Annotated in this window: 18 protein-coding genes; 12 read left to right on the forward strand and 6 right to left on the reverse strand. The window is 74.9% G+C overall.

Annotated elements, in window-relative coordinates:
- Positions 1-131: 131 nt before the first annotated feature.
- Both FKD65_RS11800 and FKD65_RS11805 read right to left on the reverse strand, forming a co-directional pair.
- Positions 132-1,631: a CoA-acylating methylmalonate-semialdehyde dehydrogenase gene (locus FKD65_RS11800; RefSeq protein ID WP_141577490.1), complete on the reverse strand. Its 1,500-nt coding sequence runs from the start codon at positions 1,629-1,631 to the stop codon at positions 132-134.
- Positions 1,628-2,971, reverse strand: coding sequence for an aspartate aminotransferase family protein (locus tag FKD65_RS11805; protein WP_141577492.1), 1,344 nt, complete (start codon positions 2,969-2,971; stop codon positions 1,628-1,630). The genes FKD65_RS11800 and FKD65_RS11805 overlap by 4 nt, the downstream gene beginning before the upstream one ends.
- 146 nt (positions 2,972-3,117) lie before the next feature.
- Between FKD65_RS11805 and FKD65_RS11810 the strand changes: the two genes are divergently transcribed.
- Positions 3,118-4,740 carry a PucR family transcriptional regulator ligand-binding domain-containing protein gene (locus FKD65_RS11810; protein WP_141577493.1) on the forward strand — a complete coding sequence of 541 codons (1,623 nt, stop codon included), beginning with the start codon at positions 3,118-3,120 and terminating at the stop codon, positions 4,738-4,740.
- Positions 4,741-4,801: 61 nt separating this feature from the next.
- Positions 4,802-5,596, forward strand: a complete 795-nt coding sequence (locus tag FKD65_RS11815) for an alpha/beta fold hydrolase (protein ID WP_141577495.1) — start codon at positions 4,802-4,804, stop codon at positions 5,594-5,596.
- Here FKD65_RS11815 and FKD65_RS11820 read toward each other — a convergent pair.
- On the reverse strand, positions 5,571-6,578 hold the full coding sequence (locus tag FKD65_RS11820) for a dihydrodipicolinate reductase (protein ID WP_141577497.1): 1,008 nt from the start codon (positions 6,576-6,578) through the stop codon (positions 5,571-5,573). The genes FKD65_RS11815 and FKD65_RS11820 overlap by 26 nt on opposite strands.
- Positions 6,579-6,695: 117 nt before the next feature.
- On the opposite strand from FKD65_RS11820, the gene FKD65_RS11825 reads away from it, so the two are divergent.
- Positions 6,696-7,826, forward strand: a complete 1,131-nt coding sequence (locus FKD65_RS11825) for a glutamate--cysteine ligase (RefSeq protein WP_205718636.1) — start codon at positions 6,696-6,698, stop codon at positions 7,824-7,826.
- Positions 7,827-8,004: 178 nt separating this feature from the next.
- Here FKD65_RS11825 and FKD65_RS11830 read toward each other — a convergent pair whose 3' ends face one another.
- Positions 8,005-8,505, reverse strand: a complete 501-nt coding sequence (locus FKD65_RS11830; RefSeq protein WP_141577499.1) for a YafY family protein — start codon at positions 8,503-8,505, stop codon at positions 8,005-8,007.
- 201 nt (positions 8,506-8,706) lie between these two features.
- Between FKD65_RS11830 and FKD65_RS11835 the strand changes: the two genes are divergently transcribed.
- The 8 genes from FKD65_RS11835 to FKD65_RS11870 all read left to right on the forward strand — a co-directional run bounded on the left by FKD65_RS11835 (position 8,707) and on the right by FKD65_RS11870 (position 19,758).
- Positions 8,707-9,957: a hypothetical protein gene (locus FKD65_RS11835; protein ID WP_141577501.1), complete on the forward strand. Its 1,251-nt coding sequence runs from the start codon at positions 8,707-8,709 to the stop codon at positions 9,955-9,957.
- Entirely contained in the window at positions 9,954-12,365 is a 2,412-nt protein-coding gene (locus FKD65_RS11840) for a serine/threonine-protein kinase (protein WP_141586760.1), read from the forward strand. The genes FKD65_RS11835 and FKD65_RS11840 overlap by 4 nt, the downstream gene beginning before the upstream one ends.
- Entirely contained in the window at positions 12,362-13,786 is a 1,425-nt protein-coding gene (locus FKD65_RS11845; RefSeq protein ID WP_240810094.1) for a protein phosphatase 2C domain-containing protein, read from the forward strand. Before FKD65_RS11840 ends, FKD65_RS11845 begins: the two co-directional genes overlap by 4 nt.
- Positions 13,783-15,090, forward strand: a complete 1,308-nt coding sequence (locus FKD65_RS11850; RefSeq protein WP_141577502.1) for a VWA domain-containing protein — start codon at positions 13,783-13,785, stop codon at positions 15,088-15,090. The genes FKD65_RS11845 and FKD65_RS11850 overlap by 4 nt, the downstream gene beginning before the upstream one ends.
- Before the next feature lie 32 nt (positions 15,091-15,122).
- Positions 15,123-16,013 (forward strand): FHA domain-containing protein, encoded by an 891-nt coding sequence (locus FKD65_RS46230; protein ID WP_141577504.1) that lies wholly within the window; start codon positions 15,123-15,125, stop codon positions 16,011-16,013.
- Entirely contained in the window at positions 16,010-17,512 is a 1,503-nt protein-coding gene (locus tag FKD65_RS11860; protein ID WP_240810095.1) for a hypothetical protein, read from the forward strand. Before FKD65_RS46230 ends, FKD65_RS11860 begins: the two co-directional genes overlap by 4 nt.
- Before the next feature lie 11 nt (positions 17,513-17,523).
- Entirely contained in the window at positions 17,524-18,384 is an 861-nt protein-coding gene (locus FKD65_RS11865) for a glutamate ABC transporter substrate-binding protein (protein WP_240810096.1), read from the forward strand.
- A 174-nt stretch (positions 18,385-18,558) separates the two neighbouring features.
- A complete protein-coding gene (locus FKD65_RS11870) occupies positions 18,559-19,758 on the forward strand; it encodes a hypothetical protein (protein WP_141577506.1) in 1,200 nt (399 codons plus the stop codon).
- On the opposite strand, the gene FKD65_RS11875 is transcribed toward FKD65_RS11870, so the two are convergent.
- On the reverse strand, positions 19,719-20,339 hold the full coding sequence (locus FKD65_RS11875) for a hypothetical protein (protein WP_141577508.1): 621 nt from the start codon (positions 20,337-20,339) through the stop codon (positions 19,719-19,721). The genes FKD65_RS11870 and FKD65_RS11875 overlap by 40 nt on opposite strands.
- Positions 20,340-20,488: 149 nt before the next feature.
- Between FKD65_RS11875 and FKD65_RS11880 the strand changes: the two genes are divergently transcribed.
- The gene (locus FKD65_RS11880) at positions 20,489-20,992 is read left to right on the forward strand and encodes a PH domain-containing protein (RefSeq protein ID WP_141586764.1); all 504 of its coding nucleotides are present in this window, start codon (positions 20,489-20,491) and stop codon (positions 20,990-20,992) included.
- A gap of 19 nt (positions 20,993-21,011) precedes the next feature.
- Here FKD65_RS11880 and FKD65_RS11885 read toward each other — a convergent pair whose 3' ends face one another.
- Positions 21,012-22,475 carry an FAD-binding oxidoreductase gene (locus tag FKD65_RS11885; protein ID WP_141577510.1) on the reverse strand — a complete coding sequence of 488 codons (1,464 nt, stop codon included), beginning with the start codon at positions 22,473-22,475 and terminating at the stop codon, positions 21,012-21,014.
- Between the last annotated feature and the right edge of the window lie 34 nt (positions 22,476-22,509).

The following is a 22,509-nucleotide window of genomic DNA, read 5'->3' on the forward strand; positions in this document are numbered from 1 at the left end:
TAATGAAGACAGTCAGATTGTGTCGCCCGGCACAGACTCCGTCAATGGGGTGGAGCCATTATTCGCCGGGCCACGCCGGACGAAAATTGACAACCGCAAAACGCGCTCGGTAGGTAATTCCCGCTCGCGCTTCAGCCGCCGGCCGGGAAGCCGAGGTTCACCCCGCCGTGGGACGGGTCGAGCCAGCGGGCGGTGACGGCCTTCGTCCGGGTGTAGAAGTGGACGCCCTCCATGCCGTGGGCGTGGCTGTCGCCGAACAGCGAGTCCTTCCAGCCGCCGAACGAGTAGTAGGCCATCGGCACCGGGATCGGCACATTCACGCCGACCATGCCGACCTCCACCTCGTTCTGGAAGCGGCGCGCCGCCCCGCCGTCGTTGGTGAAGATCGCGGTCCCGTTGCCGTAGGGGTTGGCGGAGATCAGCTCCATGGCCGCGTCGTAGGAGCCGGCCCGCACGACCGACAGCACCGGGCCGAAGATCTCGTCCTTGTAGGCGTCCATGTCCGGGGTGACGTGGTCGAGCACGGCCGGGCCGAGCCAGAACCCGCCCCCGGCGCCGCCCAGCACCTCCGGGTCGCGCCCGTCGACGGCGAGCACGGCGCCCTGCTCGACGGCGCCGTCCAGGTAGGAGGCCACCCTGTCGCGGTGCGCCTCCGTCACGAGCGGCCCCATCTGCGACTCGGGGTGGTCGCCAGGACCGATCTTGAGGCCGGCGACGCGCTCCTTGATCCTGGCCGTCAGCTCGTCGCCGACCGGGTCCACCGCGACGATGACGGAGATCGCCATGCACCGCTCCCCCGCCGAGCCGAAGCCGGCCGACACCGCGGCGTCCGCCGCGAGGTCGAGGTCGGCGTCGGGCAGCACGAGCATGTGGTTCTTGGCGCCGCCGAGCGCCTGGACGCGCTTGCCGTTCGCCGCCGCCGTCCCGTAGATGTAGCGGGCGATCGGAGTGGAGCCGACGAAGCTGACGGCCCTGACGTCCGGATGGTGCAGCAGCCCGTCCACCGCCGCCTTGTCGCCGTGGACGACGTTGAACACCCCGTCGGGCAGCCCCGCCTCGGCCCACAGCTCCGCGAGCCGGACCGACGCCGACGGGTCCTTCTCCGACGGCTTGAGCACGAACGTGTTCCCGCACGCGATCGCGACGGGGAACATCCACATCGGCACCATCGCCGGGAAGTTGAACGGGGTGATCCCGGCGGCCACCCCGACCGGCTGGAGGATCGAGTAGGCGTCCACCCGCGAGGAGACGTTCTCGGAGAACCCGCCCTTGAGCAGGTGCGGGATGCCGCAGGCGAACTCGGCGACCTCCAGTCCGCGGGCGACCTCGCCGGCCGCGTCGGAGACCACCTTGCCGTGCTCGGCGGAGATCAGCCGCGCCAGCTCCCCGCGGTGCGCGTCGACCAGTTCGCGGAAGCGGAACAGCACCTTCGTGCGCTGGGAGAGCGAGGCGTCACGCCAGCCGGGGAACGCGGCCTTCGCGGCGGCGACGGCCGCGTCGACCTCCGGCCTCCCGGCGAACTCGACCGTCCCGGCCACGCGCCCGGACGCGGGGTCGTAGATCTCGCCCCGGCGATCGCCCTCCCCGGCGAACGGCTTGCCGCCGATCCAGTGCGTCACGTGCCTGCTCATGCGTCCTCCCGGCGAGGAGACGGGCCGCGCCCTCCGGCGACGGCGGTCTCGTTCACGGCCTCCAGCGATGCGACCAGGATGCCGAGGCCCTCCTCGGCCTCGTCATCGGTCAGGGTCAGCGGCGGCGCCATGCGCACCACGTTGCCGTACAGGCCGCCCTTGCCGACCAGCAGCCCCCGCTCGCGGGCCGCCTCCATCAGCTCGGCGGCGAGCGGCGGGCTCGGCTCGCCGGTGACCGGGTCGGCCAGCTCGACCGCGAACATCAGCCCCTTGCCCCGCACGTCCGCGACGACCGGGAACCGGCCGGCCGCCGCCGACAGCCCGCCGATGATCGTCGCCCCCTGCCGGGCGGCGTTGGCCTGCAGGTCGTGGTCGAGGACGTAGTCGAGCGCGGCGTTCGCGGCGGCCATCGACACCGGGTTGCCGCCGAAGGTGGAGATGCCGACCGCGTGGAGGCCGTCCATGAGGTCGCCGCGCGCGACGACGCCTCCGACCGCGAAGCCGTTGCCGAGCCCCTTGGCGAACGTCATCACGTCCGGAGTCACGCCGTGGTTGTCGATCCCCCAGAAGCCCTGGCCCGTCCGCCCCCAGCCGGTCTGAACCTCGTCGGAGATGAGAAGGACCCCGAACTCGTCGAGGACGCGCTTGTAGGCGGCGAGCAGGCCGTCCGGCGGCATCGTGAACCCGCCCACGCCCTGGATCGGCTCGGCGATGAGCGCGGCGACGTCGCCGCCGGTCGCGGTGGCGAGCACGTGCCGCAGGTCCTGCGTGCACACGTCGATGTACCGCTCGTCCGACATCCCGGCGAACTGCGGGAGCCGCCGGTCGGCGCCGTGCAGGAAGTGGACGTCCAGCGGAGAGTAGGACAGGTTCGTCCAGCCGCGGTTCCCGGTGACCCCCGTCGTGGCGAACGACCGTCCGTGGTAGCTCTGCCGAAGCGCGAGGACCTGGTCGCTGCGCCGCGCGTAGGCGGCCAGCAGCAGCGCCGTCTCGTTGGCCTCCGTCCCGGAATTGGTGAAGAACACCTTCGCGTCCGGGATGCCCGACAGGCGGGCGATCTTCTCGGCCAGCTCGACCTGGCCGCGCAGCAGGTACGCGGTGGAGGTGTGCACGACCCCGGTGGCGATCTGGCGCTCCACCGCGTCCCGGACCTCCGGCACGTCGTACCCGAGCATGTTCGTCAGGATGCCGATGAAGAAGTCGAGGTAGGAGTTGCCCTCGGCGTCGGTCACGCGGTTGCCCTTGCCGCCGACGATCTCGATGGGGTCCCGGTAGTTGAGCGCCATCCAGGACGGCATGACCGCCCGGTGGCGCCGGAGCAGGTTCGCGTGTTCCGACATGCCCCAAGTCTCGTTTCCGCAGGCGGCCGCGGCCACCCGCAGAGTGTCAGGACAGGGAGGCCTTGCTTAACGGTCTGCTGGTGGCCGACACCATGTAACGACCGGATCAGCACCGTTGACACCCTGTCCGGATATCATCGCCGGTGATGCTGCCCACTGTCGACGACGTCCTCCAGCTCGACGCGGTTCGCCGGGGCCAGCCGCACGTCGTCGCGGGCGCCGACCGGACCGGCAACCGGGTCCGCTGGGTGCACGTCGCCGAGGTCACCGACATCGCGCACCTGCTGCACGGCGGCGAGCTCGTCCTCACCACCGGGATCGCGCTGCCGGACGAGCCGGAGCGGCTGCGCGCCTACATCGCCGACCTCGCCGAGGTCGGCGTCAGCGGCCTGATGATCGAGCTCGGCCGCCGCTACGCCAGCGTTCTGCCGCCGGCCCTGATCGCCGCGGCCGAGGAGTTCGGCCTGCCGGTGATCGTGCTGGCCCACGAGCCCGCGTTCGTCGACATCACCGAGTCGGTGCACGCCCGGATCGTCCAGGAGCAGTTCGCCGAGCTGCGCGCCTCCGAGCAGCTGCACGAGATCTTCACCCAGCTGTCGGTCGAGGGCGCCTCGACCGACGAGGTCGTCCGGCAGGTCGCGGCGCTCGGCGGGCACCCGGTGGTGCTGGAGAACCTCGCCCACCAGGTCCTCGCCGCGGACGCCGGCGGCGCCGACCCCGCCGAGCTGCTGTCGGCGTGGGAGACCCGGTCGCGCGCCGTCCGGCCCGGCCGCCGCACCGGCTACGACGAGGCGTCCGGCTGGCTGGTCACCATGGTCGGCGCGCGGGGCGAGGACTGGGGCCGGCTCATCATCGACCTCGGCTCGCCGCCGTCCCCGCGCGAGACCGTGCTGATCGAGCGGGCCGCCACCACCCTCGCCCTCGGCCGGCTCCTGGACCGGCACGCCGAGAGCGTCGAGCGCCAGGCGCACGGGACGATCATCGCCCGCATCCTCGCGCACGCCTACTCCGATCCGCAGGAGGCGGCGGCCCGGTCCCGCGCCCTCGGGGTCCCGCTGTCCGGCCGCCGGCTGCTCGGCGCGGTGCTGCGGACGCGCGGCCCCGCGGCCTCCCGGACGGCCCCGCCCGTCGGGGAGCTGTCGCAGCTCGCCGAGGCGGCCGCGGCCGCCTGCAAGGACGCGCGCCTCGCCGCGCTCGTGGGCGTCCTCGACGAGGGCGGCCCGCAGGCCCGGGTCGGCGTCCTCGTCTCCCTGCCCGCCCGCGCCGACGCCGAGACCGCGCTCACCGAGGTCGCCACCCGGATCCGCGAGCAGCCCGGGGACACCGTGATGGCCGCGGGCTCGGTGGTGGAGACGATCCGCGACGTCCGGCGCTCCTTCCTGGAGGCCGAGCAGGTCGCCGACGTCGCCGCGCGCGGCTCCGGGGCCCGCCTCTTCTACCGGCTGCCCGACCTGCGCCTGCGCGGGCTCCTGCACCTCCTCCGCGACGACGTCCGCGTGCAGACCTTCGTGGAACGCGAGCTCGGGCCGCTCCTGGAGTACGACGCCCAGCGCGGCAGCGACCTCACCCGCATCCTGGAGCTCTACCTCGAGTCCGGCCGGAACAAGGCCGTCGCCGCCCAGCAGGCGCACCTGTCCCGCCCCGCCTTCTACGAGCGCCTCCGCCGCATCGAACGGGTCCTGGACGCCGATCTCGACGACGTGGAGTCGTGCGTGTCCTTCCACGTGGCGCTGCTGGCCCTGTCGTCCGTCCGCTGGGAACGGTCCTGATCCGGGCCGGTGACCGGTGAAGGCCGTTCGCGGCGTCCCCGGCGCGCCTACGCTTTACCCCATGGCGGACGCGGTACTGCATGTTCATCGGTACGGAGACCCGGCCGGAGCACCGGTGGTCATGCTCCACGGGGTCTGCGGCCACGGGGCGCGCTGGCGGCGGACCGCCGAGCGGTACCTGGCGGACCGCTCCGTCCTCGCGCCCGACCTGCGCGGGCACGGGCGGTCGACGCACGAGCCGCCGTGGACGGTCGAACGGCATGTCGCCGACGTCCTGGCGATGATGGACGCCGAGGGCGTCGAGCGGGCCGACCTCGTCGGGCACTCCTACGGCGGGATGATCGCGCTGCATCTGGCGCGGACGGTGCCGCGGCGGGTGCGGCGGCTCCTCCTGCTGGACCCGGCCATCGGCCTCGACCCGGCGACGGCCGGCCGGGAGGCGCGCGGGCACCTGGCGCCGTCGTCCTTCGCCGACGCCGCCGAGGCGCGGGCCGACCGGGCGGCGCGCTGGCCCGAGGCTCCGCGGGAGGCGGTGGACGAGGAGGTCGCCGAGCACCTCGAGCACGGCCCGGACGGGCGGCTGCGGTGGCGGTTCGACCCCGCGGCCGCGGTGACCGCGTACTCGGAGATGGCCCGCCCCCACCTCGCCCCGCCCGCCGGCCTGCCCACCCACCTCGTCATCGCGACCGAGGCCGACTTCGTGCGCCCCGAGTTCGTGATGGACCTGCGCGCCGCGCTCGGGCCCGGCCTCGTGATCAGCGAGATCGAGGCCGGGCACATGCTCTACGTCGACCGCCGGGAGGAGACGGGAGTCCTGCTCGCCGCGTGGCTCAGCGAAGGCGGCGCCGGCCGGTGAACGGCGGCAGGGTCAGCGGGGTGTGCAGGCCCGGCGGGGCCTCGGCCACGGCGGGAACGGCGCTGACCATGCGCAGCGCGGTCGACTGCGCGGTGCCGGGCCCCGCGAGGTCCATCCGCCAGGGCGGCTCGCCGTCGATCTCGACGCGGTGGCCCCCGGTCCCGCAGGACGGCGGAGCGGGCCAGTGGGGGGCGATGTCGGCGCGCAGCCGGGCGACGTGCTCGACGGTGATCACGGGACGGCCGCGCAGCAGTCCCGACACCTGGAACCGCAGCCCGGCCAGGGTCCCCTTGGCGACGCCGCCGACGGCCTCGGGCGCGGGGCACAGCTCGTAGCTCTCGCGCACGTCCTCCAGCGGCACGGCCAGGTGCTCGGCCAGGAGGCGCACGACCGGCTCCATCGTCCGCCGCGGCCCGCCCGGCCGGACCATCCGCGGGCGGTGCCCGACGGGGCCGCCGAATCCGAACCGGACGCGGGTGTCCGGGTCGTCCTGGCAGGTGAACCGGGTGATCTTGACGCCGTGCACGCGCAGGCAGCCGCCGCTCAGCAGCAGCGGGAGGACGTCGGCCGCCGGGCCGGGCGCGAGGGTGAGGAAGGCGGCGCCGCCGACCGCACACGCGGACCGGATCCGGCGGACGAGGGCCCGGTCGGCGGAGGGCGGATGGACCAGCGAGGGCAGGGTGTCGGAGACCACGCCGGTGCCCGACTCGAGGATGCGGCACAGCTCCCCGGCCACGTCCCGCGAGCGGGAGGCCGTGTGGCAGACGACGTGGGGGCGCCGGGCCAGCAGCTCCGCCGGGTCCTCGGTGGCGCGGACCCCGGCAGGGCGGCCGCTTCCGGCCAGCTCGGCCGCGTCGGCCCCGGCGTGCCGGGGGTCCACGGTGACGACCCCGGCGAGTTCGAGGTCCGGGTGCCCGAGCAGCGCCCCGAGCGAGGTTCTGCCGACGGGGCCGGTCCCCCACTGGCCGACGAGATAGGACATACCACCACCTTTCAACCAAGTGACGGGTCGAGCGCCGGCGCATTCTAGGCAGGCCGGTCCGGCCAGAACGAGCATCCCGGGGGACGTACATCCGTGCTGGCCGGGAAGGAACACCTGGTGACACTTCGCGCGGGTGGGCGCACGTTCGGGGTGGAAGAGGAACTGCTCCTGGTCGACCCGGAGACGGGCGTGCCCCAGGCCCTGTCCGGTTCCGTGATCCACTACGCCCGGCGCCACGACGAGCTGTTCCTGACCGGTGGCCGGCGCTCGAAGGCGCTGGAGACCGAACTCCAGCGCGAGCAGGTGGAGACGGCCACCCCGGTCTGCCGTTCGCTGGACGAGGTGTCCGACCACGTCCGGTCGGCGCGGATCGCGGCGGCCCAGTCGGCGGCCGGGGTGGGCGCCGCCGTGGCCGCGCTGGCGACGTCGCCGGTCAGCGTCCGCCCGTCGCTGACCCCCTCGCACCGCTACCTGCGGATGTCGGACGCCTACGGCCCCACCGCGGACGAGCAGCTCACCTGCGGCTGCCACGTGCACGTCGGCATCGAGGACGAGGAGGAGGGCGTCGCCGTCCTCGACCGGATCCGGCCGTGGCTGCCCCCGCTGCTCGCGCTCAGCGCCAACTCCCCGTTCTGGCAGGGCGCCGACACCGGCTCCGACAGCTGGCGGCACCAGGTCTGGGGCCGCTGGCCGTCCAGCGGCCCGACCGAGCTGTTCGGCTCGGCGGAGGCGTACCGGACGACGGTCGAGGCCCTGCTCGCGACCGGCGCGCTCGTGGACGAGGGCATGATCTACTTCGACGCCCGGCTGTCCCGGCACTACCCGACCGTGGAGATCCGCGTCGCGGACGTGTGCCTGGAGGCCGACGACGCCGTCCTGACGGCCGCGCTGGTCCGGGCGCTCGTCGAGACCGCCGCGGACGCGTGGCACCGGGGCGAGCCGCCCGACCCGGTGCGCGCGGACCTGATGCGCCTGGCGATGTGGCGGGCCGGGCGCTCGGGCCTGCGGAACCAGCTCGTCCACCCCCGCACCCACCTGGCCGCCCCCGCACGCGAGGTCGTGGAGGCGCTCCTCGACCACCTGTCTCCCGCGCTCGACCGCGCGGGAGACCTCGACGCCGTCACCAAGCTCCTTCGCGGCGTGCTGGAGCGCGGGAACGGGGCCCGGTTCCAGCGCACCGTCTACGCCCGGACCGGCGACGTGCCGAAAGTGGTCACCGCCGCCGTCCAGCAGACGGTGTCCGTCTGACCCGAGGCCCGTCCGACCGGTGACGCCCCGACCCCGCGCCGACCTGTCCGTTTCGACCTGACTGTGCCGGGGTCGGGCTGGCCGGTTCCGGTCCGAGCCGGTCGCCGCGCCGGCGGACGTGCCGGTCCGGCGCCGGGCCGCGGTGGTGCGGCCCCGCGCCGGAGGGGCGGGCCTGCGGTCAGGCCGTGCGGCGCTTCTGGAAGGGCAGGTAGCGGTCGGCGCGCCGGTGCCGGGCCAGCAGGCCGGTGGACTCGACCGCGAGGATGCGGTCGAACCGGAAGGCCCGCACGCCGCGGCGCATGCGGCACCAGCCGACGAGGTACCAGTGGTCGCGGTGGACGAGGCAGGTCACCGGCTCGACCTCGCGGATCGTGACGTTGGCTCCGGCGTCGCCGTAGCAGAGCCGGACCACGCGGTGCTCGGTGATGGCGGCGGCGACCACGCGGGCGCGGTCGGAGGTGGAGGCGTCCAGGGGCGTGGTGAGGGTGGCGAGCGTGGTGGTGACCACGTCGTCGTGCGGAGCGGCGTCGAGGAGGGTGTGCAGGGCGCGGCGCGCGGTGGTGGCCTGCGGGCCGGCGCCGAGGTGCGCGAGCGAGAGCGCGAGGGCGGCGATCTCCGCCGCCGTGAGCGCGGCCGGCGCGGTGGGCGCGGTCTGGGGGTGCGTCGCAACGTTCGCCATGGTTCGATCATACGTTCGAACACTGACATTTTGGAGGTCCCGGCGGGGGCGGATGCGGCGCGCGGCGCGCGGCCGGTCCCTCCGGAGCGGTGATCGGCTTCGCGCTTGAGAAGGCGGCCTCGCATGGTGAAAACTGAGCCTCGGAAACGTGCTCTATTCGGGGGAATCAGGGGCGAACATGGGTCAAGCCGTGGATCAGCGTTGAGTGACCCGCGCCTGGACCGGCCCCCGATGAGCCGAGACGAGGCGGACAGGATGCTCGCGCGCCTCCGCGACGAGAGGGAGCGCATCGGCGCCGCCCTGCTGGAACTGGAGGCCCACCAGGGCTACCAGCTGCTGGAAGGTGCGACGTTGCGCGGCGCGACACTGCGCGTCCAGTCCGAGGTGCGGGCGCGGGCGGCCTCCCTGTGGCTCCTGTTCGACCTCCACGGGCGCGTCGTCTCCGCCGCCGAGGAGCTGTGGGCCCGGCCCGGCAGGCCCGGGCAGGCGCGGCTCGCCGAGCTCACCCGCCTCCTGGAGGGGCCGTCGGTGGAGCTGCCCGCCGTGGAGGTGCCGCTGGAGCGCCGGACCCTGCTGGCCGTCCCGTCCGGCGAGAGGCTGACGCTGCGGGCCGCCGTCGAACGGATGACGCCGCTGTACGAGGACGTCGCGCGGTCGGTGGCGGCGCTCGACACCGTCTGGTCGACGCTGCTGTCGCGGCTCGCCGAGGTCGAGGCCGAGCGGCGGGCGGCCGAGGAGCTGCTGGAGTCCCTCGGCGGCGCGGACCCCGGCCTCGACAGGCTCCGCGACGAGCTGGAGGCCGTCGCCGCGGTGGTGCGCACCGACCCGCTCGCGCTGGCGCGGGACGGCCACGCCGACACCGCGCGGCTGGACGCGGTGCGCTCGGGCTTCGCCGAGCTGCGCCGCGGGCTGGAGGAGGCGGAGCGGCTGCGCGACGGGTTCGCCGACCGGCTCCGCGGCGTCGCGTCCGTCCTGGAGCTGCTGCGCGATGCCGAGGCGGAGGCGCGCGCCGTGCGGGACGAGGTCCTCACCAAGATCACTACGTCCGCGCTGCCGGACCTGCCGGAGGCCTCCGCCGCCCTCGCCGACCGCCTCGCCGCCGTCACCCGGCCCCGGCAGGGCGCGGCCGCGCGGGGCGGCGGCTGGCGCGAGGCCGCGCAGCGGGTCGCCGACCTGGAGCGCGCGGCGGACACGGCGCTGGCACGGGCCCGCGAGACCGCCGGCCTCATCCGGGGGCTGCTCGACCGGCGCGAGGAGCTGCGCGGGCGCCTGGATGCCTACCGGGTGAAGGCCGCGCGCCTCGGGCACGCCGAAGACCCCGACCTGGCCCGGTCCTACGAGCAGGCGCGCGAGCTGCTGTGGACCTCCCCCTGCGATCTGCGGAAGGCCACCGTCGCGCTGACCGCCTACCAGCGGGCCGTCACCTCGCGGGCGAAGGGAGCGGATCGATGAGCCAGTGCGCGCAGCCGGGTTGCGGAGGGACGATCGCGGACGGCTACTGCGACGTCTGCGGCAATCCGCCGGCGGCCCCCGCCGCCGCGCCTCCAAGGACCGCGGCTCCCACCACCGCGCCTCCCGCGTCTGGCGTCCCGGCGCCGCGCCCGGCGGCCGAGCGGCCCGACGCGTGCGGGCAGGCCGGGTGCACCGGCACGATCATGGACGGCTACTGCGACGTGTGCGGCTCGCCTCCCGCCCACACGGCCCGCGTCCCCGGCACGGGCGCGTCGGGCGGCGGCACCGGGGGCGCATCGCAGAGCACGGGACCGACGGGCGGCACGGCGACCGGCAGCACCCGGACGGGCAGCACCCGCACCGGGTCGGCCCGCTCGTCCGGCCGCCGGGGCATGCTCGGCGCCGGACTCGTCGAGGTGCCGCGCGTCCCCTACCGGGACCCGTCCAGCGCGGTGATGAGCGACCCGCAGGTCGCCGAGGCCAAGCGGTACTGCAGCGGCTGCGGCGAGCCCGTCGGCCGCGGGCGCGGCGACCGCACGGGACGCACGGAGGGCTTCTGCCCCAAGTGCGGCGCCCGGTTCTCCTTCACCCCGAAGCTCGGCCCCGGCGACCTCGTCGGCGGCCAGTACAGCGTGCTGGGCTGCCTCGCCCACGGCGGGCTCGGCTGGATCTACCTCGCCCAGGACAAGAACGTCAGCGACCGGTGGGTCGTCCTCAAGGGCCTGCTCGACAGCGGCGACGCCGACGCGATGGCGGCCGCGGCGGCCGAGCGCGCGTTCCTCGCGGAGGTCGAGCACCCCAACATCGTCAAGATCTACAACTTCGTCCAGCACGGCGGCGACGGCTACATCGTCATGGAGTACGTGGGCGGGCAGTCGCTCAAGGACATCCTGCTCGCCCAGCCGCACCCGTCCGGCGAGAAGCACCTGCCGCTCTCGCAGGCCATCGCCTACGGGCTGGAGGTGCTGCGGGCGTTCGAGTACCTGCACGCGCAGGGCCTCGTCTACTGCGACTTCAAGCCGGACAACGTGATCCAGTCCGAGGAGCAGCTCCGGCTGATCGACCTCGGCGGGGTGCGGCGGCTGGACGACCCGGACGGCGCCATCTACGGCACGGTCGGCTACCAGGCCCCCGAGATCGCCGACGCCGGCCCGTCGGTCTCCTCCGACCTCTACACGGTCGGCCGGGCCCTCGCCGTGCTGAGCTTCCCGTTCAAGGGCTACACCCGCAAGCACGTCCACTCGCTGCCGCCGAGCGAGGAGATCCCCGTGCTGCGGCGGTTCGAGTCCTACGACCGGCTGCTGCGCCGCGCCACGCACAAGGAGCCGAGCGCCCGCTTCCAGGACGCGGCGGAGATGGCCGAGCAGCTCACCGGCGTGCTGCGGGAGGTGCTGGCCGCCGAGGACGGCACGCCGCGGCCCGCGCCGTCCGGGCTCTTCGGCCCGGAGCGGTTCACCACTCGGATGGCGGAGGGGGCGCGGGAGGAGACCGGGCTGCCGCCCGCGCCGCCGCCGGTCGCCGCGGCGGCGCTGCCGGCGCCGCTGGTGGACGGCGCCGACCCCGCCGCCGCGTTCGTGTCCGGGCTCGGCGCGCTGGAGCCGGCGCAGGCCGCCGAGGCGGCGGCCAACGCGCCGGAGCGCACGCCCGAGGTCAGGCTGGCGCTCGCCCGCGCCAGGATCGAGCTCGGCGCGGCCGCGGAGGCCGACGAGCTGCTCGACGCGCTGGCCGCCGAGCGCCCCTCCGACTGGCGGATCGGCTGGTACCGCGCGGTCGGGCTGCTCGCCCGGGGCCGCGTGGACGAGGCCGCACGCCTGTTCGACCGGCTGTACGGGCTGCTGCCCGGGGAGGCGGCCCCCAAGCTCGGCCTCGCCTACTGCCGCGAGCGGTCGGCGCCCCACGACGCCGTCCGCCTGTACGAGACCGTGTGGCGCACCGACCAGAGCTACATCAACGCCGCCTTCGGCCTCGCCCGCGTCCATCTGGCGGCGGGCGACCGCCGCGCCGCCGTCGCCGCGCTCGACTCGGTGCCGAAGATCTCCATCCGGTACGTGCCCGCGCAGGTCGCGGCCGTCGTGACGGCGGTGCGCGGCCGGCCCCCCGCCGAGCTGACGGCGGCCGAGCTGGTCGCCGCGGGCGACCGGCTGGGGGCCCTCGACCTGGACGCCGAGCGCCGCGACAGGCTCGCCGCCGAGGTGCTGGAGGCCGCGCTCGGCTGGCTCCTGGCGGGTTCCGGCACGGCGGCCGGGACCCGGGGCGGCTCCCTTTTCGGCGCCCCGCTCGCCGAGACCCCCCTGCGCCGCCTGCTGGAGGGGACGTACCGGGAGCTCGCGCGCCGCACCCGCGACCGGGACGAGTGCCGCCGGCTCGTCGACTCCGCCAACGCCGTACGCCCGAGGACGCTGCTGTGACCGACGCCCCCAACGGAGCCGACCGCCCCGGCGGCACCGACACCACCGGACCCGACACCACCGGACCCGACGCCACCGGACCCGACACCAAGGGGCCCGGCACACCGGGAACCGACCCGGCCGACCAGGGGAAGGCGGCCGAGCTGGCCTGCCCCGCCTGCGGCGCCGTGGTGTTCGCCGAGGAGATCTTCTGCGAGGAGTGCGGGCACCGGCTCGCCGACGGCCCGCCCGCCCCGTCCGCCGGGCGCGAGGGCGCCGAGGCCGCCGGGCGCGCCGGCGCGACGGTGCGGCAGGAGTCCGCGCCGTCCGCGCGCCGCACCGCCGCGGGCCCGTGCCCCGGTTGCGGCGGGACGGCGATCGGCGCGGACGGCTACTGCGAGACGTGCGGCCTGCGCCAGCCCGCTGAGCGCGACCACGTCGAGATCGAGCTCGCCGCCGGATCCGGCGGGAACGGCGCCCGCCCCGTCGTCGCGGCGGGCGCGAGCGACCGCGGCCGCCGCTACAGCCGCAACGAGGACGCGCTGGCCCTCGCCGCGCACCCCACCGGCGTCGCGGCCGTCGTGTCGGACGGCGTCGGCTCCTCCCAGCGTCCCGACGAGGCGTCCCGCGCCGCCGCCGACACCGGCGTCGCCGAACTCGTGGCGCGGCTGGACGCCGGCGAGGACGCCGAGGACGCCACCCGCCACGCGGCGCTGCGGGCGGCCGCCGCCGTCGCGGCGCTCGCCACGTCGCCGTCGGACGCGCCGTCGTGCACCTACGTGTCGGCGGTGACGCGCGGCCCGGCGGTCACGGTCGGCTGGGTCGGCGACAGCCGCGCCTACTGGCTGTCGGCGGAGGCGCCCGCCGGGCCGGGCGAGGAGGGCGCCCCCGGCCCCGCTCCGGACGAGGCGGACGCGGCCGAGGTCAGCACCGGCGACATGGCCGAGCTCGGCCCGTCCCGCCGGCTCACCGAGGACGACTCGTGGGCCGCGTTCATGGTCGGCACGGGCTCGATGACGGAGGCGGAGGCGGAGGCCCACCCGAACGCGCACGTCATCACCGCCTGGCTGGGCGCCGACGCCGGGCAGGTCGAGCCGCACGTGGCGACGTTCCGTCCGGGCGGCCCCGGCACATTGCTGGTGTGCAGCGACGGGCTGTGGAACTACTACCCCGCGGCCGCCGACCTGGCGGCACTGCTGGCCGGAGACCCCGGAGGCGACGACCCCGGAGGCGCCGAGGCCGAAGGCGCCGATCCCAGGGGCGGCGCAGCCCCCGGCCCCGCGGCCGACCCGCTGGGCGCCGCGCGGGCGCTGGTGCGCCGCGCGCTGGAAGCCGGGGGCCGCGACAACATCACGGTCGCCGTGATCCCGGTCCCCTCCCCCGGCGGCTCCGCCGGCCGCGTCCACGAGAGCATCCCCGAGAGCACGGAGCAGCCCCGATGAGCGAGCCGCAGTTCACCATCTCCGTCGACCAGAACAAGTACCTGCCCGAAGGCGGCCGCGAGGTGCACGCCATCATCTCCGTCGAGGCGACCGCGGCGCCGGGCGGCGCAGGCGCGCCCGCGCCGTCCTCGGCCCGGGCGTCCGAGGTCGTCATCATCGACACCTCGGGCTCGATGTCCTACCCCGAGACCAAGCTGCGGGCGGCGATCGCGGCCGCGCAGGTCGCGGTCGACACGCTGCGCGACGGCGTGGAGTTCGCGGTGGTCTCGGGTTCCAACACGGCCTCGATGGTCTTCCCGCGGCACCAGGGGCTGGTCCCGGCGACGCCGGAGACCCGCGCCGAGGCCAAGCACGCGCTGAGCCGGCTGAAGGCGTCCGGCGGCACCGCGATCGGGTCGTGGCTGCGGCTGGCCGACGACCTGTTCGCCGGGCGCGACGGGATCCGGCACGCGATCCTGCTGACCGACGGCAAGAACCAGCACGAGACGCCCGCGGAGCTCGACGCGGCCCTGGCCCGCTGCGGCGGGCGGTTCGTCTGCGACTGCCGCGGCGTCGGCACCGACTGGGAGGTCCCCGAGCTGCGCAAGGTGTCCTCGGCGCTGCTCGGCAGCGTCGGCATGGTGGCCGACCCGGCCGGGCTGGTCGAGGACTTCCGCGCCATGACCAAGGAGGCGATGGGCAAGTCCGTCGCCGACGTCGCCCTGCGCGTGTGGACGCCCCAGACGGCGCGGCTGCGGTTCGTCAAGCAGGTCTCCCCGTCGGTGGAGGACCTCACCGGCAAGCGCACCGAGTCGGCGCCGCAGGCGGGCGACTACCCGCTCGGCGCGTGGGGCGCCGAGAGCCGCGACTACCACGTCTGCGTGGAGGTGCCGCCGGGAGAGATCGGCAAGGAGCTGCGCGCCGCCTGGGTGAAGCTCGTCGTGCCGGGCCTGCCCGGCGAGGAGGCGCGGGTCGTCGCGACCGCGAACGTCCTCGCCCAGTGGACCGACGACGAGGCGGAGTCCACCCGGATCAACGCGCGGGTCGCGGGCTACACCGGTCAGGCGGAGCTGGCCACGGCGATCCAGGAGGGCCTCCAGGCCCGCAAGGACGGCGACTTCGACACCGCGACCGCGCGGCTCGGCCGGGCCGTGGTGCTCGCGGGCGAGGCCGGCAACGACGAGATCACCGCGATGCTGCGCAAGGTGGTGGACGTCGTGGACGAGGCGACCGGTACCGTCCGGTTGAAGCGCGACGTCGCCAAGGCCGACGAGATGGAGCTCGACACGCGCTCCAGCAAGACGGTAAGGACACGCAAGGACTAGACGGTGACCACCGGGAGGAGCGAGGGCTGAGCATGGCGAGCTGCCCCAGCGGACACACCTCGCAGGCGCAGGACTACTGCGACGTCTGCGGCGAGCGCATCGGCGGCGCCCCCTCGGGCGCCGGGGGAGGCGCGCCCGTCCCGCCGGCGTCGCCGGGCGGGACCCCGTGCCCCGACTGCGGGACGCCCAGCACCGACCGCTTCTGCGAGGCGTGCGGTTACGACTTCGCCATCGGGGGCGGCAAGCCCACCCCGGCGCCGGAGGCCGCCTCGTCGCCGGCGTCCGCCGCGCCGTCGGAGGCCGTGTCGTCGGGATCTTCCGCGTCACCGGAGCCGGCCGTGGCCGCCCCGCGCAGACCGACATCGGCGCGGCGGGGGCCGTCCGACCCGCGGCGCCCGCCCGCGCCGCCGGTCCCCGCCCCGCCGGTCCCGGCGCCGCCCGTGCCCGCTCCCCCGGTCCCGGCGCCGCCGGTCCCCGCCCCGCCCGTGCCGGCGCCGCCCGTCCCCGGGGCGCTGTGGACGGCCGTCGTCCGCGCCGACCGCGAGTACTACGACACGGTCGTCGCCGAGGAGGGGCCCGACTCGGCGTCGCTGTCGTTCCCGCCGTACGCGCCCGAGCGGCGCATCCCGCTGACCGGGCGGCAGGTCCGCATCGGGCGGCGCAGCTCCTCCCAGCCGTCCCCGCCCGAGATCGACCTGCGCGAGCCGCCCGAGGACCCCGGCGTCTCCCACGTGCACGCGGTGCTGCTGGCGAAGCCCGACGGCACGTGGACGCTGGTCGACCCCGGCTCCACCAACCGCACCTGCGTGAACGGGTCCACCGACCCCATCCCCTACAACGTGGAGGTCCCGGTCTCCGACGGCGACCGGATCCACGTGGGCGCCTGGACCACGATCACGCTGACCCGAGGCGAGGCGACATGACCGCCGTTCAGCAGGCCCCACCGCCGGGCCCCGCCGTGCACGCGCCTCCCCCTCCCCCGGGCGGGCGGGGCGGGGATCTCCGGCCGGGCGGCGCCGCGCCGACCGGTGTCGCGCGACTGCTCCCCCGGACGGTCGCGGCCCGCGTCAGGGCGCTGACCGCGCTGTCGCTGGTGCTGCTGGTGGCGCTGCTCGGCGTCGCCTGGACGGCGGTCGGCGACGCCCGCGAGGGAGTGCGGGTCATCGGGCACGACGCGGGCCCGCAGGTCGTCGCCACCGGCGACCTGTACTTCCAGCTCAGCGACATGGACGCGCAGCTCGCGAACGCGCTGCTGATCGGCGACGCGGCGGGCGGCGGGCGCGAGCAGGCGCTCGCCCGCTACGACCAGGACCGGCGCAGGGCGGGCGAGGCGCTGCTGAAGGCCGCCAAGCTCGCCGACGAGTCGACCGAGAACGAGACGGCCCGGGACCTGCTGGACGCGCTGGCCCGCTACGAGCGCCTCGCCGGGCAGGCGCTGCTGCTGGACCGGCAGTCCCCGCACGCGTCCGGGCCGCCGTCGCAGAAGGTCGTCGACCTCTACCGGCAGGCGACCGACCTCATGAAGCTGGACCTGCTGCCCAAGGCGTACAACCTGACGCTCGACAACGGCACCCTCGTCCGGCACACCTACGAGGACAAGCGGTCGGCGGTCCTCGCGGGCCGCACCGGCGTCCTCGCCGCGGGCCTGGTGCTCCTGGCCGTCCTCGCCGGATTCCAGCTCTACCTGGCCCGGCGGTTCCGCCGGCTGCTGAACGTGCCGCTCGCGCTGGCGACGCTCGGCACGCTAGTCCTGGTCGCGGCCGCCTCCCTCATGCTCACCGCCCAGTCCGACCATCTCCGCCAGGCCAAGGAGGAGGGCTTCGACTCGATCCTGGGGCTCTCGCGGACCCGAGCCATCAGCAACAGCGCCTACGCCGACGAGACCCGGTTCCTGCTCGACCCCGGGCGGGCCGACGCCTACGAGCAGGTCTACCTGAGCAAGTCCCAGACCATCCTGTATCTGAAGGCCGGCAACCTTACCCAGTACAACGAGGCCGTCCAGAAGGACCTGTCCTACGAGCCCGGACGCGCCCCGTTCCTCGGTTTCCTCGGTGCCGAGGCCGACCGGCCGGTGCGGTCGGCCGCGCAGAGGGCCCAGCTCACGGACGCCATGAACAGGGTGCTCCGCGACTACCAGAGGGTCCAGGCGAACGACCGCCGGATGCGCGACCTCGCCGACCGGGGCCGGCGCGACCAAGCGGTCGGCGACCGCGGTGCGGCCGCCGCCGACTTCACCCGGTACGACCGCTCCCTCCAGTCGCTGGTCGCCATCCACCAGGAGGCCTTCGACGGGGCCGTGGCGGACGGGGACGGCGGGACGGGCGGCTGGTACGCCGTCCTGCCCGCCGCGGGCCTCGTCATCGCGGCGCTCGTGCTGGTCGGCGTCCGCCCGCGCCTGGCCGAGTACCGGTGGTCGAAATGAGAGCGGTCGAAATGAGGGCGGTCGGAATGAGGGCGCGGCGCCTCGCGGCGGCGGTGCTCGCGGCGGTGGCCGTCCTCGGCGCGGGGACGGCATGCGCGATCGCGGACGCCGGGGAGGACTCGGTCGCCGGCAAGGACGCGCTCGTCATCGGCGTCAACGGCGACCAGCCCGGGCTCGGCGAGCGCCGGGACGACGGCTCGTTCACGGGATTCGACGTCGACATCGCCAAGGAGATCGCCCGGCGCCTGGAAGTGCGCCCGGACGACGTGACGTTCAAGCGGGTCACCTCGGCGACCCGCGAGAAAATGCTCCAGGACGGCGACGTCGACCTCGTGGTGGCCAGCTATTCCATCACGCCGGAACGCATGGTGAAGGTGTCGTTCGCGGGTCCCTACTATGTGGCCCACCAGGACATTCTCGTCCGCCGTTCCGATGCCGGCCGGATCCGGAACATCGACGACCTGAAAGGGCGGCGGCTCTGCCGCGTCCCCGGGTCGGTGTCGTTTCCGCGCGTCCACGACGAGCAGGGCGTCGCGGCGCTGCCGGTCGAGGCGAGCGGGTACGCCGGCTGCCTCACCGAGCTCACCGAGGGCCGGCTCGACGCGGTCTCCACCGACGACCTGATCCTCGCGGGCCTCGCGGCGAAGGCGTCCGGGAGCGGCGGCGGGCTCTCGATCGTCAACGCCCCGTTCACCGACGAGCCCTACGGCGTCGGCCTCAGGAAGGGCGACGTCGACGGGTGCGAGGCGGTCAACAAGGCGATCACCCGGATGTACCAGGACGGCACCGCGCCGCGGCTGCTGGACAGGTGGTTCCGCCCCGCCGGGCTGAAGGTCACCACCACCGTCCCGCAATTCGAGGGCTGCGTCTGAGAATCCGTCACCGAGCGCATTGAATTGGTCACACAATGGCACGGGAGGGACTGGTGAAACCGGTCGGTCACTGAGATCAGTCGGTTACGTAAGTTTCGGTCGGCGCGCGTGATCGTAAGTTATGGTCGCGATCAAAACCCGTTCCGGTAATCACCGTCACGCCCGAGGAGTGCAATGACGACGGTCATCCTGGTGGTGATGTGCGTCGTGGTGGGGGCGCTCGAACTGTACGCGGGCAAGCAGAGCCGGGACCAGGCCAATGCCTTCACCCGGCGGATCGACCAGCTGAACGACCAGGTCACCAAGCAGAACAACGTGCTGGTCACCGTCGGCGAGCAGCTCACCGCGGAGCTCTCGCGGGTCAAGCAGGACGTGCTGCCCGCGCTCGACAACCGGCTCCGGCAGAACACCGGGCAGGTGGAGGAGCTGGCGGGCCTCGTCCACCAGGCGGACGACTACCTGCGGACCCAGGCGGGCAGGCTGCACGAGCTGGAGCAGCAGCGCATCACCCTGGCCGCGCTGCGCCGCAAGCTCGGCGAGGTCGAGACGTCGGTGCGGGCCGCCACCCGCGCGGGCGGCGAGGCCGCCGACGGCAGGGTCGACGCGGCGCTCGGCCGGCTCGCGGAGCTGGAGCGCGGCGGCGAGGAGATCCTGGAGCTCCAGCGCGCGCTCACCCGCACCCTCGAGGACGTCGAGGACGTCGTGGCCGAGCTGCTCCAGTTCACCGAGGGCGAGCTCGACGACACCGTCACGGCGGCGCTCACCGGGCGCCCCCGCGCGCACGGCGGCGCCGTCACCGCCACGGGCCGGCTGTGGACGCGCGACGGGCAGCTGGAGGACATCCTCTCCGACATCTACGAGCGGTGCGTGCGCGCCAGCCGGCTGGAGGTCCGGTTCCGCACGTCCGAGGACGCGAACGGCACGGCGCCCGGCTCCCCGGAGCGGCGCCGCTACTTCCTCGGCGGGCACGCCAGCGAGGACCTCGCGGGCGTGTTCAGCGCGCTGCTCATCTCTGCGGGCGCCGGGGCACGTCCGAACGGCGGGGCCTCCGGGGGCGGGGCCAGGCGGGGGCTCGCGAGGGTCGAGCCGGGCGTCCCGGCCGGCGTGGAGCCGGTGCGCGCACCGGAGGACGAGGCGGCGCTGAAGGCCCTCCTGCGGACGCTGGCTGAGTGCTCGGGCGCCGTCGTGCAGATCGGCCCCCTCATGGCCGTCCGGACGCGCGACGAGCTGCTCTGCGCGGTGCTGACGGCCGCGCAGTCACTGGAGCTGGAGAGCGACGAGGTCTTCTGGGACCCGGCCGCCGCGAGCGTCCGGCTGCGGCGGCTGCCGTCCCATCAGCTGTGGGACCTCACCGGCTGGGCCGTGGCGCCGTAGGCCCGCACGGACCGCTGCGACGGGCCGCCGATCCGCACGTACAGGGGGCAGCGCACGGCGCCGGTCAGCGGGTCAGCCTCGACGCAGAGGCCGATCCCGGCGGCGCGGTCGAGGAACACCGCGTTCTCCACCGCCCGGGCACCGCGCACCGCGTACGGGACGGAGTCGGCGTCGCCGGTGTCGAAGAGCTCCTCGAACGTCAGCCTCCGCGCGAACCGCATCAGCACCGCGGCGTCCACCACGCGGCTGCCGATCGCCGCCGACGGGCCCGCGACGACGATGCCGAAGCTCGGGTTCTCCCGGCCGCGCACGTAGATCTCGCGGTCGGGTTCGAGGCCGCGGCGGCGGTCCGGGACCTGGACGCCGAACCCGGCGTCGCCGTTCAGGTAGGCGGGCGGGCCGAACCCGGGCGCCGAGGCCCCGTCGCGGACGCGCAGCGCGCCCGCGGGCATCTCCCAGCCGGGCAGGTACACCCCGAGGCCCCGCAGCAGCAGCCGCCAGATGGGTCGTCCGGTCACGTCGGGAGCGAACTCGCCGGGCGGCCTGCCGGCCCCCCGCGGCTTCTCGGCGTCGCCGTCCATGACAACCATGATCGGTAACGGATCCGCGTCCCGCAAGGCCTCGCAGGGGGCGAGGCCCTTACCGTGCGGGCCCTGCACCGCCGGTGCCGCGTCGGCTACGGTTGACCCACCCGGATCATGACGAGGACGCCGCCGTGAACCTGCAGGACATGATCGTGCACCGCGACACCTCGTCGCGGACGGTCGACAAGTACCTGATGTCCTACGAGGGCCGTGTCATCGCGGTGCGCCGGCATCCCGCCGTCCTGCTGCTGCCGGTGTCGGTCGTCGTGGCGGGGCTCATCGCGTGCGGCGCGGCGAGCGCGGTCAGCGGGCAGATCTGGATCTGGTGGCTGTGGCTGATCACCGTCTGCTACCTGGCCTGGAAGGTGATCGCCTGGTCGGTGGACTTCTTCCTCGTCACCGAGCACCGGGTGATGGTGGTCAACGGGGTCCTCAACCGCAACGTCGCGATGATGCCGCTCGCCAAGGTCACCGACATCGCGCTGAACCGCTCCCCGGCGGGGCGGATCCTCGGCTACGGCGAGTTCGTGATGGAGTCCGCGGGCCAGAAGCAGGCGCTCCGCAACGTCGGCTTCATGCCGTACCCGGAGCAGCTGTACCTGGAGGTCTCGTCGGTCATCTTCGGCTCCGTCGACGAGTCGCCGGACTGATCCCCCTTCCTCCCCGGGGTCAGGAGTCGAAACCGAGCCCCATGCGGTCGAGGGTGCGGAGCCAGAGGCCGCGGCGCCCGGCGTTGCGGTCGGCGCGGGCGATCTCGCGCCGGGTCAGCTCGATGACGCCGTAGCGCAGCGGTTCGGGCGGGAACGGGACGGGCTTGGAGCGCACCATCGCCAGCCGCGTCCGCTCGGTCTCCTCGCCGGGCGCGAGGCCGACGCCCAGCAGGTCGAGCATGACGTCGGCGCCGAAGCGGGTGGCGCCGACACCGAGACCGGTGTAGCCCGCCGCGTACGCGAGGCCGCCGTCGTAGGCCGTCCCGTAGAAGGCGCAGAAGCGGCTGCACGTGTCGATGACGCCGCCCCAGGCGTTGCTGAAGCGGACGCCCTCCAGTTGCGGGAACGTGGCGAAGAAGTGCCGCGCCAGCGTCGCGTACGTGGAGGGGCGCCGTTCCAGGCCGGGGTGGAAGCCGTTGCCGAAGTGGTAGACGGCGTCGTAGCCGCCCCAGAGGATCCGGTCGTCGGAGGTGAGCCGGTAGTAGTGGAACTGGTTGGCGCTGTCGCCGAGCCCTTGCCGGTGCCGCCAGCCGATGGCCTCGCGCTGGGCGCCGGTGAGCGGCTCTGTGACGAGCGCGTAGTCGTACACGGGGACGACGAAATGGCGAAGGCGCCGCAGGATCGGCGGGAAGGCTCCCGTCCCCAGGACGACGCTACGGGCGCTGACCGTCCCGAGCGGCCCGCGCGCCCCGCCGTCGCGCCGCGGGGGCGCGGCGGCCGTCAGCCGCAGCCGGCGGGAGCGCGCGGGCGCACCGGCCTCGGGACGCAGCGCCGTCACGCGGGTGTTCTCAAAGACGCGGACGCCGAGGGAGCGGCACGCGTCGGCCAGTCCCCAGGCGAGCTTGGCCGGGTGCACCATGGCGACGGCGTCGCGGTCCCACAGGCCCGCGAGGTAGGTGGGCGAGTCGACCTCGGCGCGGACCGCCTCCGGGCCGAGCATGACCGGTTCCCAGCCGTGCTCGTAGGCCTTCTCCGCCGCCTCCTGGAGCAACGGCACCTGCCACTCCTCGGTGGCGACGCTCATCTCCCCCGTGGTCTCCCACTCCGCGTCGATGCCGTAGCGGGCGAGGGTCTCGCCGATGGCGCGCAGGTTGTCCCAGCCGAGGCGCTCGAGGGTGTGGGCGTCGTCCGGCCAGCGGCCGAGGCCGTTCTCCAGGCCGTGGGTGAGGCTGGCGGCGCAGAACCCGCCGTTGCGCCCGGACGCGGCGGCGCCGATCCGGCCCGCCTCCATCACGACCACGTCCAGGGACGGGTCGCGCTCCTTGGCCCGCAGGGCCGCCCAGAGGCCGCTGTAGCCGCCGCCGATGACGGCGAGGTCGCATGTCAGGTCCCCGGCCAGGGACGGACCCGCGCCGGGGCGGGCCGGGTCCTGGAGCCAGAAGGGCTCCGGGGCGGCGTCGGCGAGCGACTCGGCCACGTTCACGTCATCCCCCGATGTGCTGGCAGTGCGATGGGCC

The sequence above is a fragment of the Actinomadura sp. WMMA1423 genome, from assembly GCF_006547145.1.
Taxonomy (GTDB): Bacteria; Actinomycetota; Actinomycetes; order Streptosporangiales; family Streptosporangiaceae; genus Spirillospora.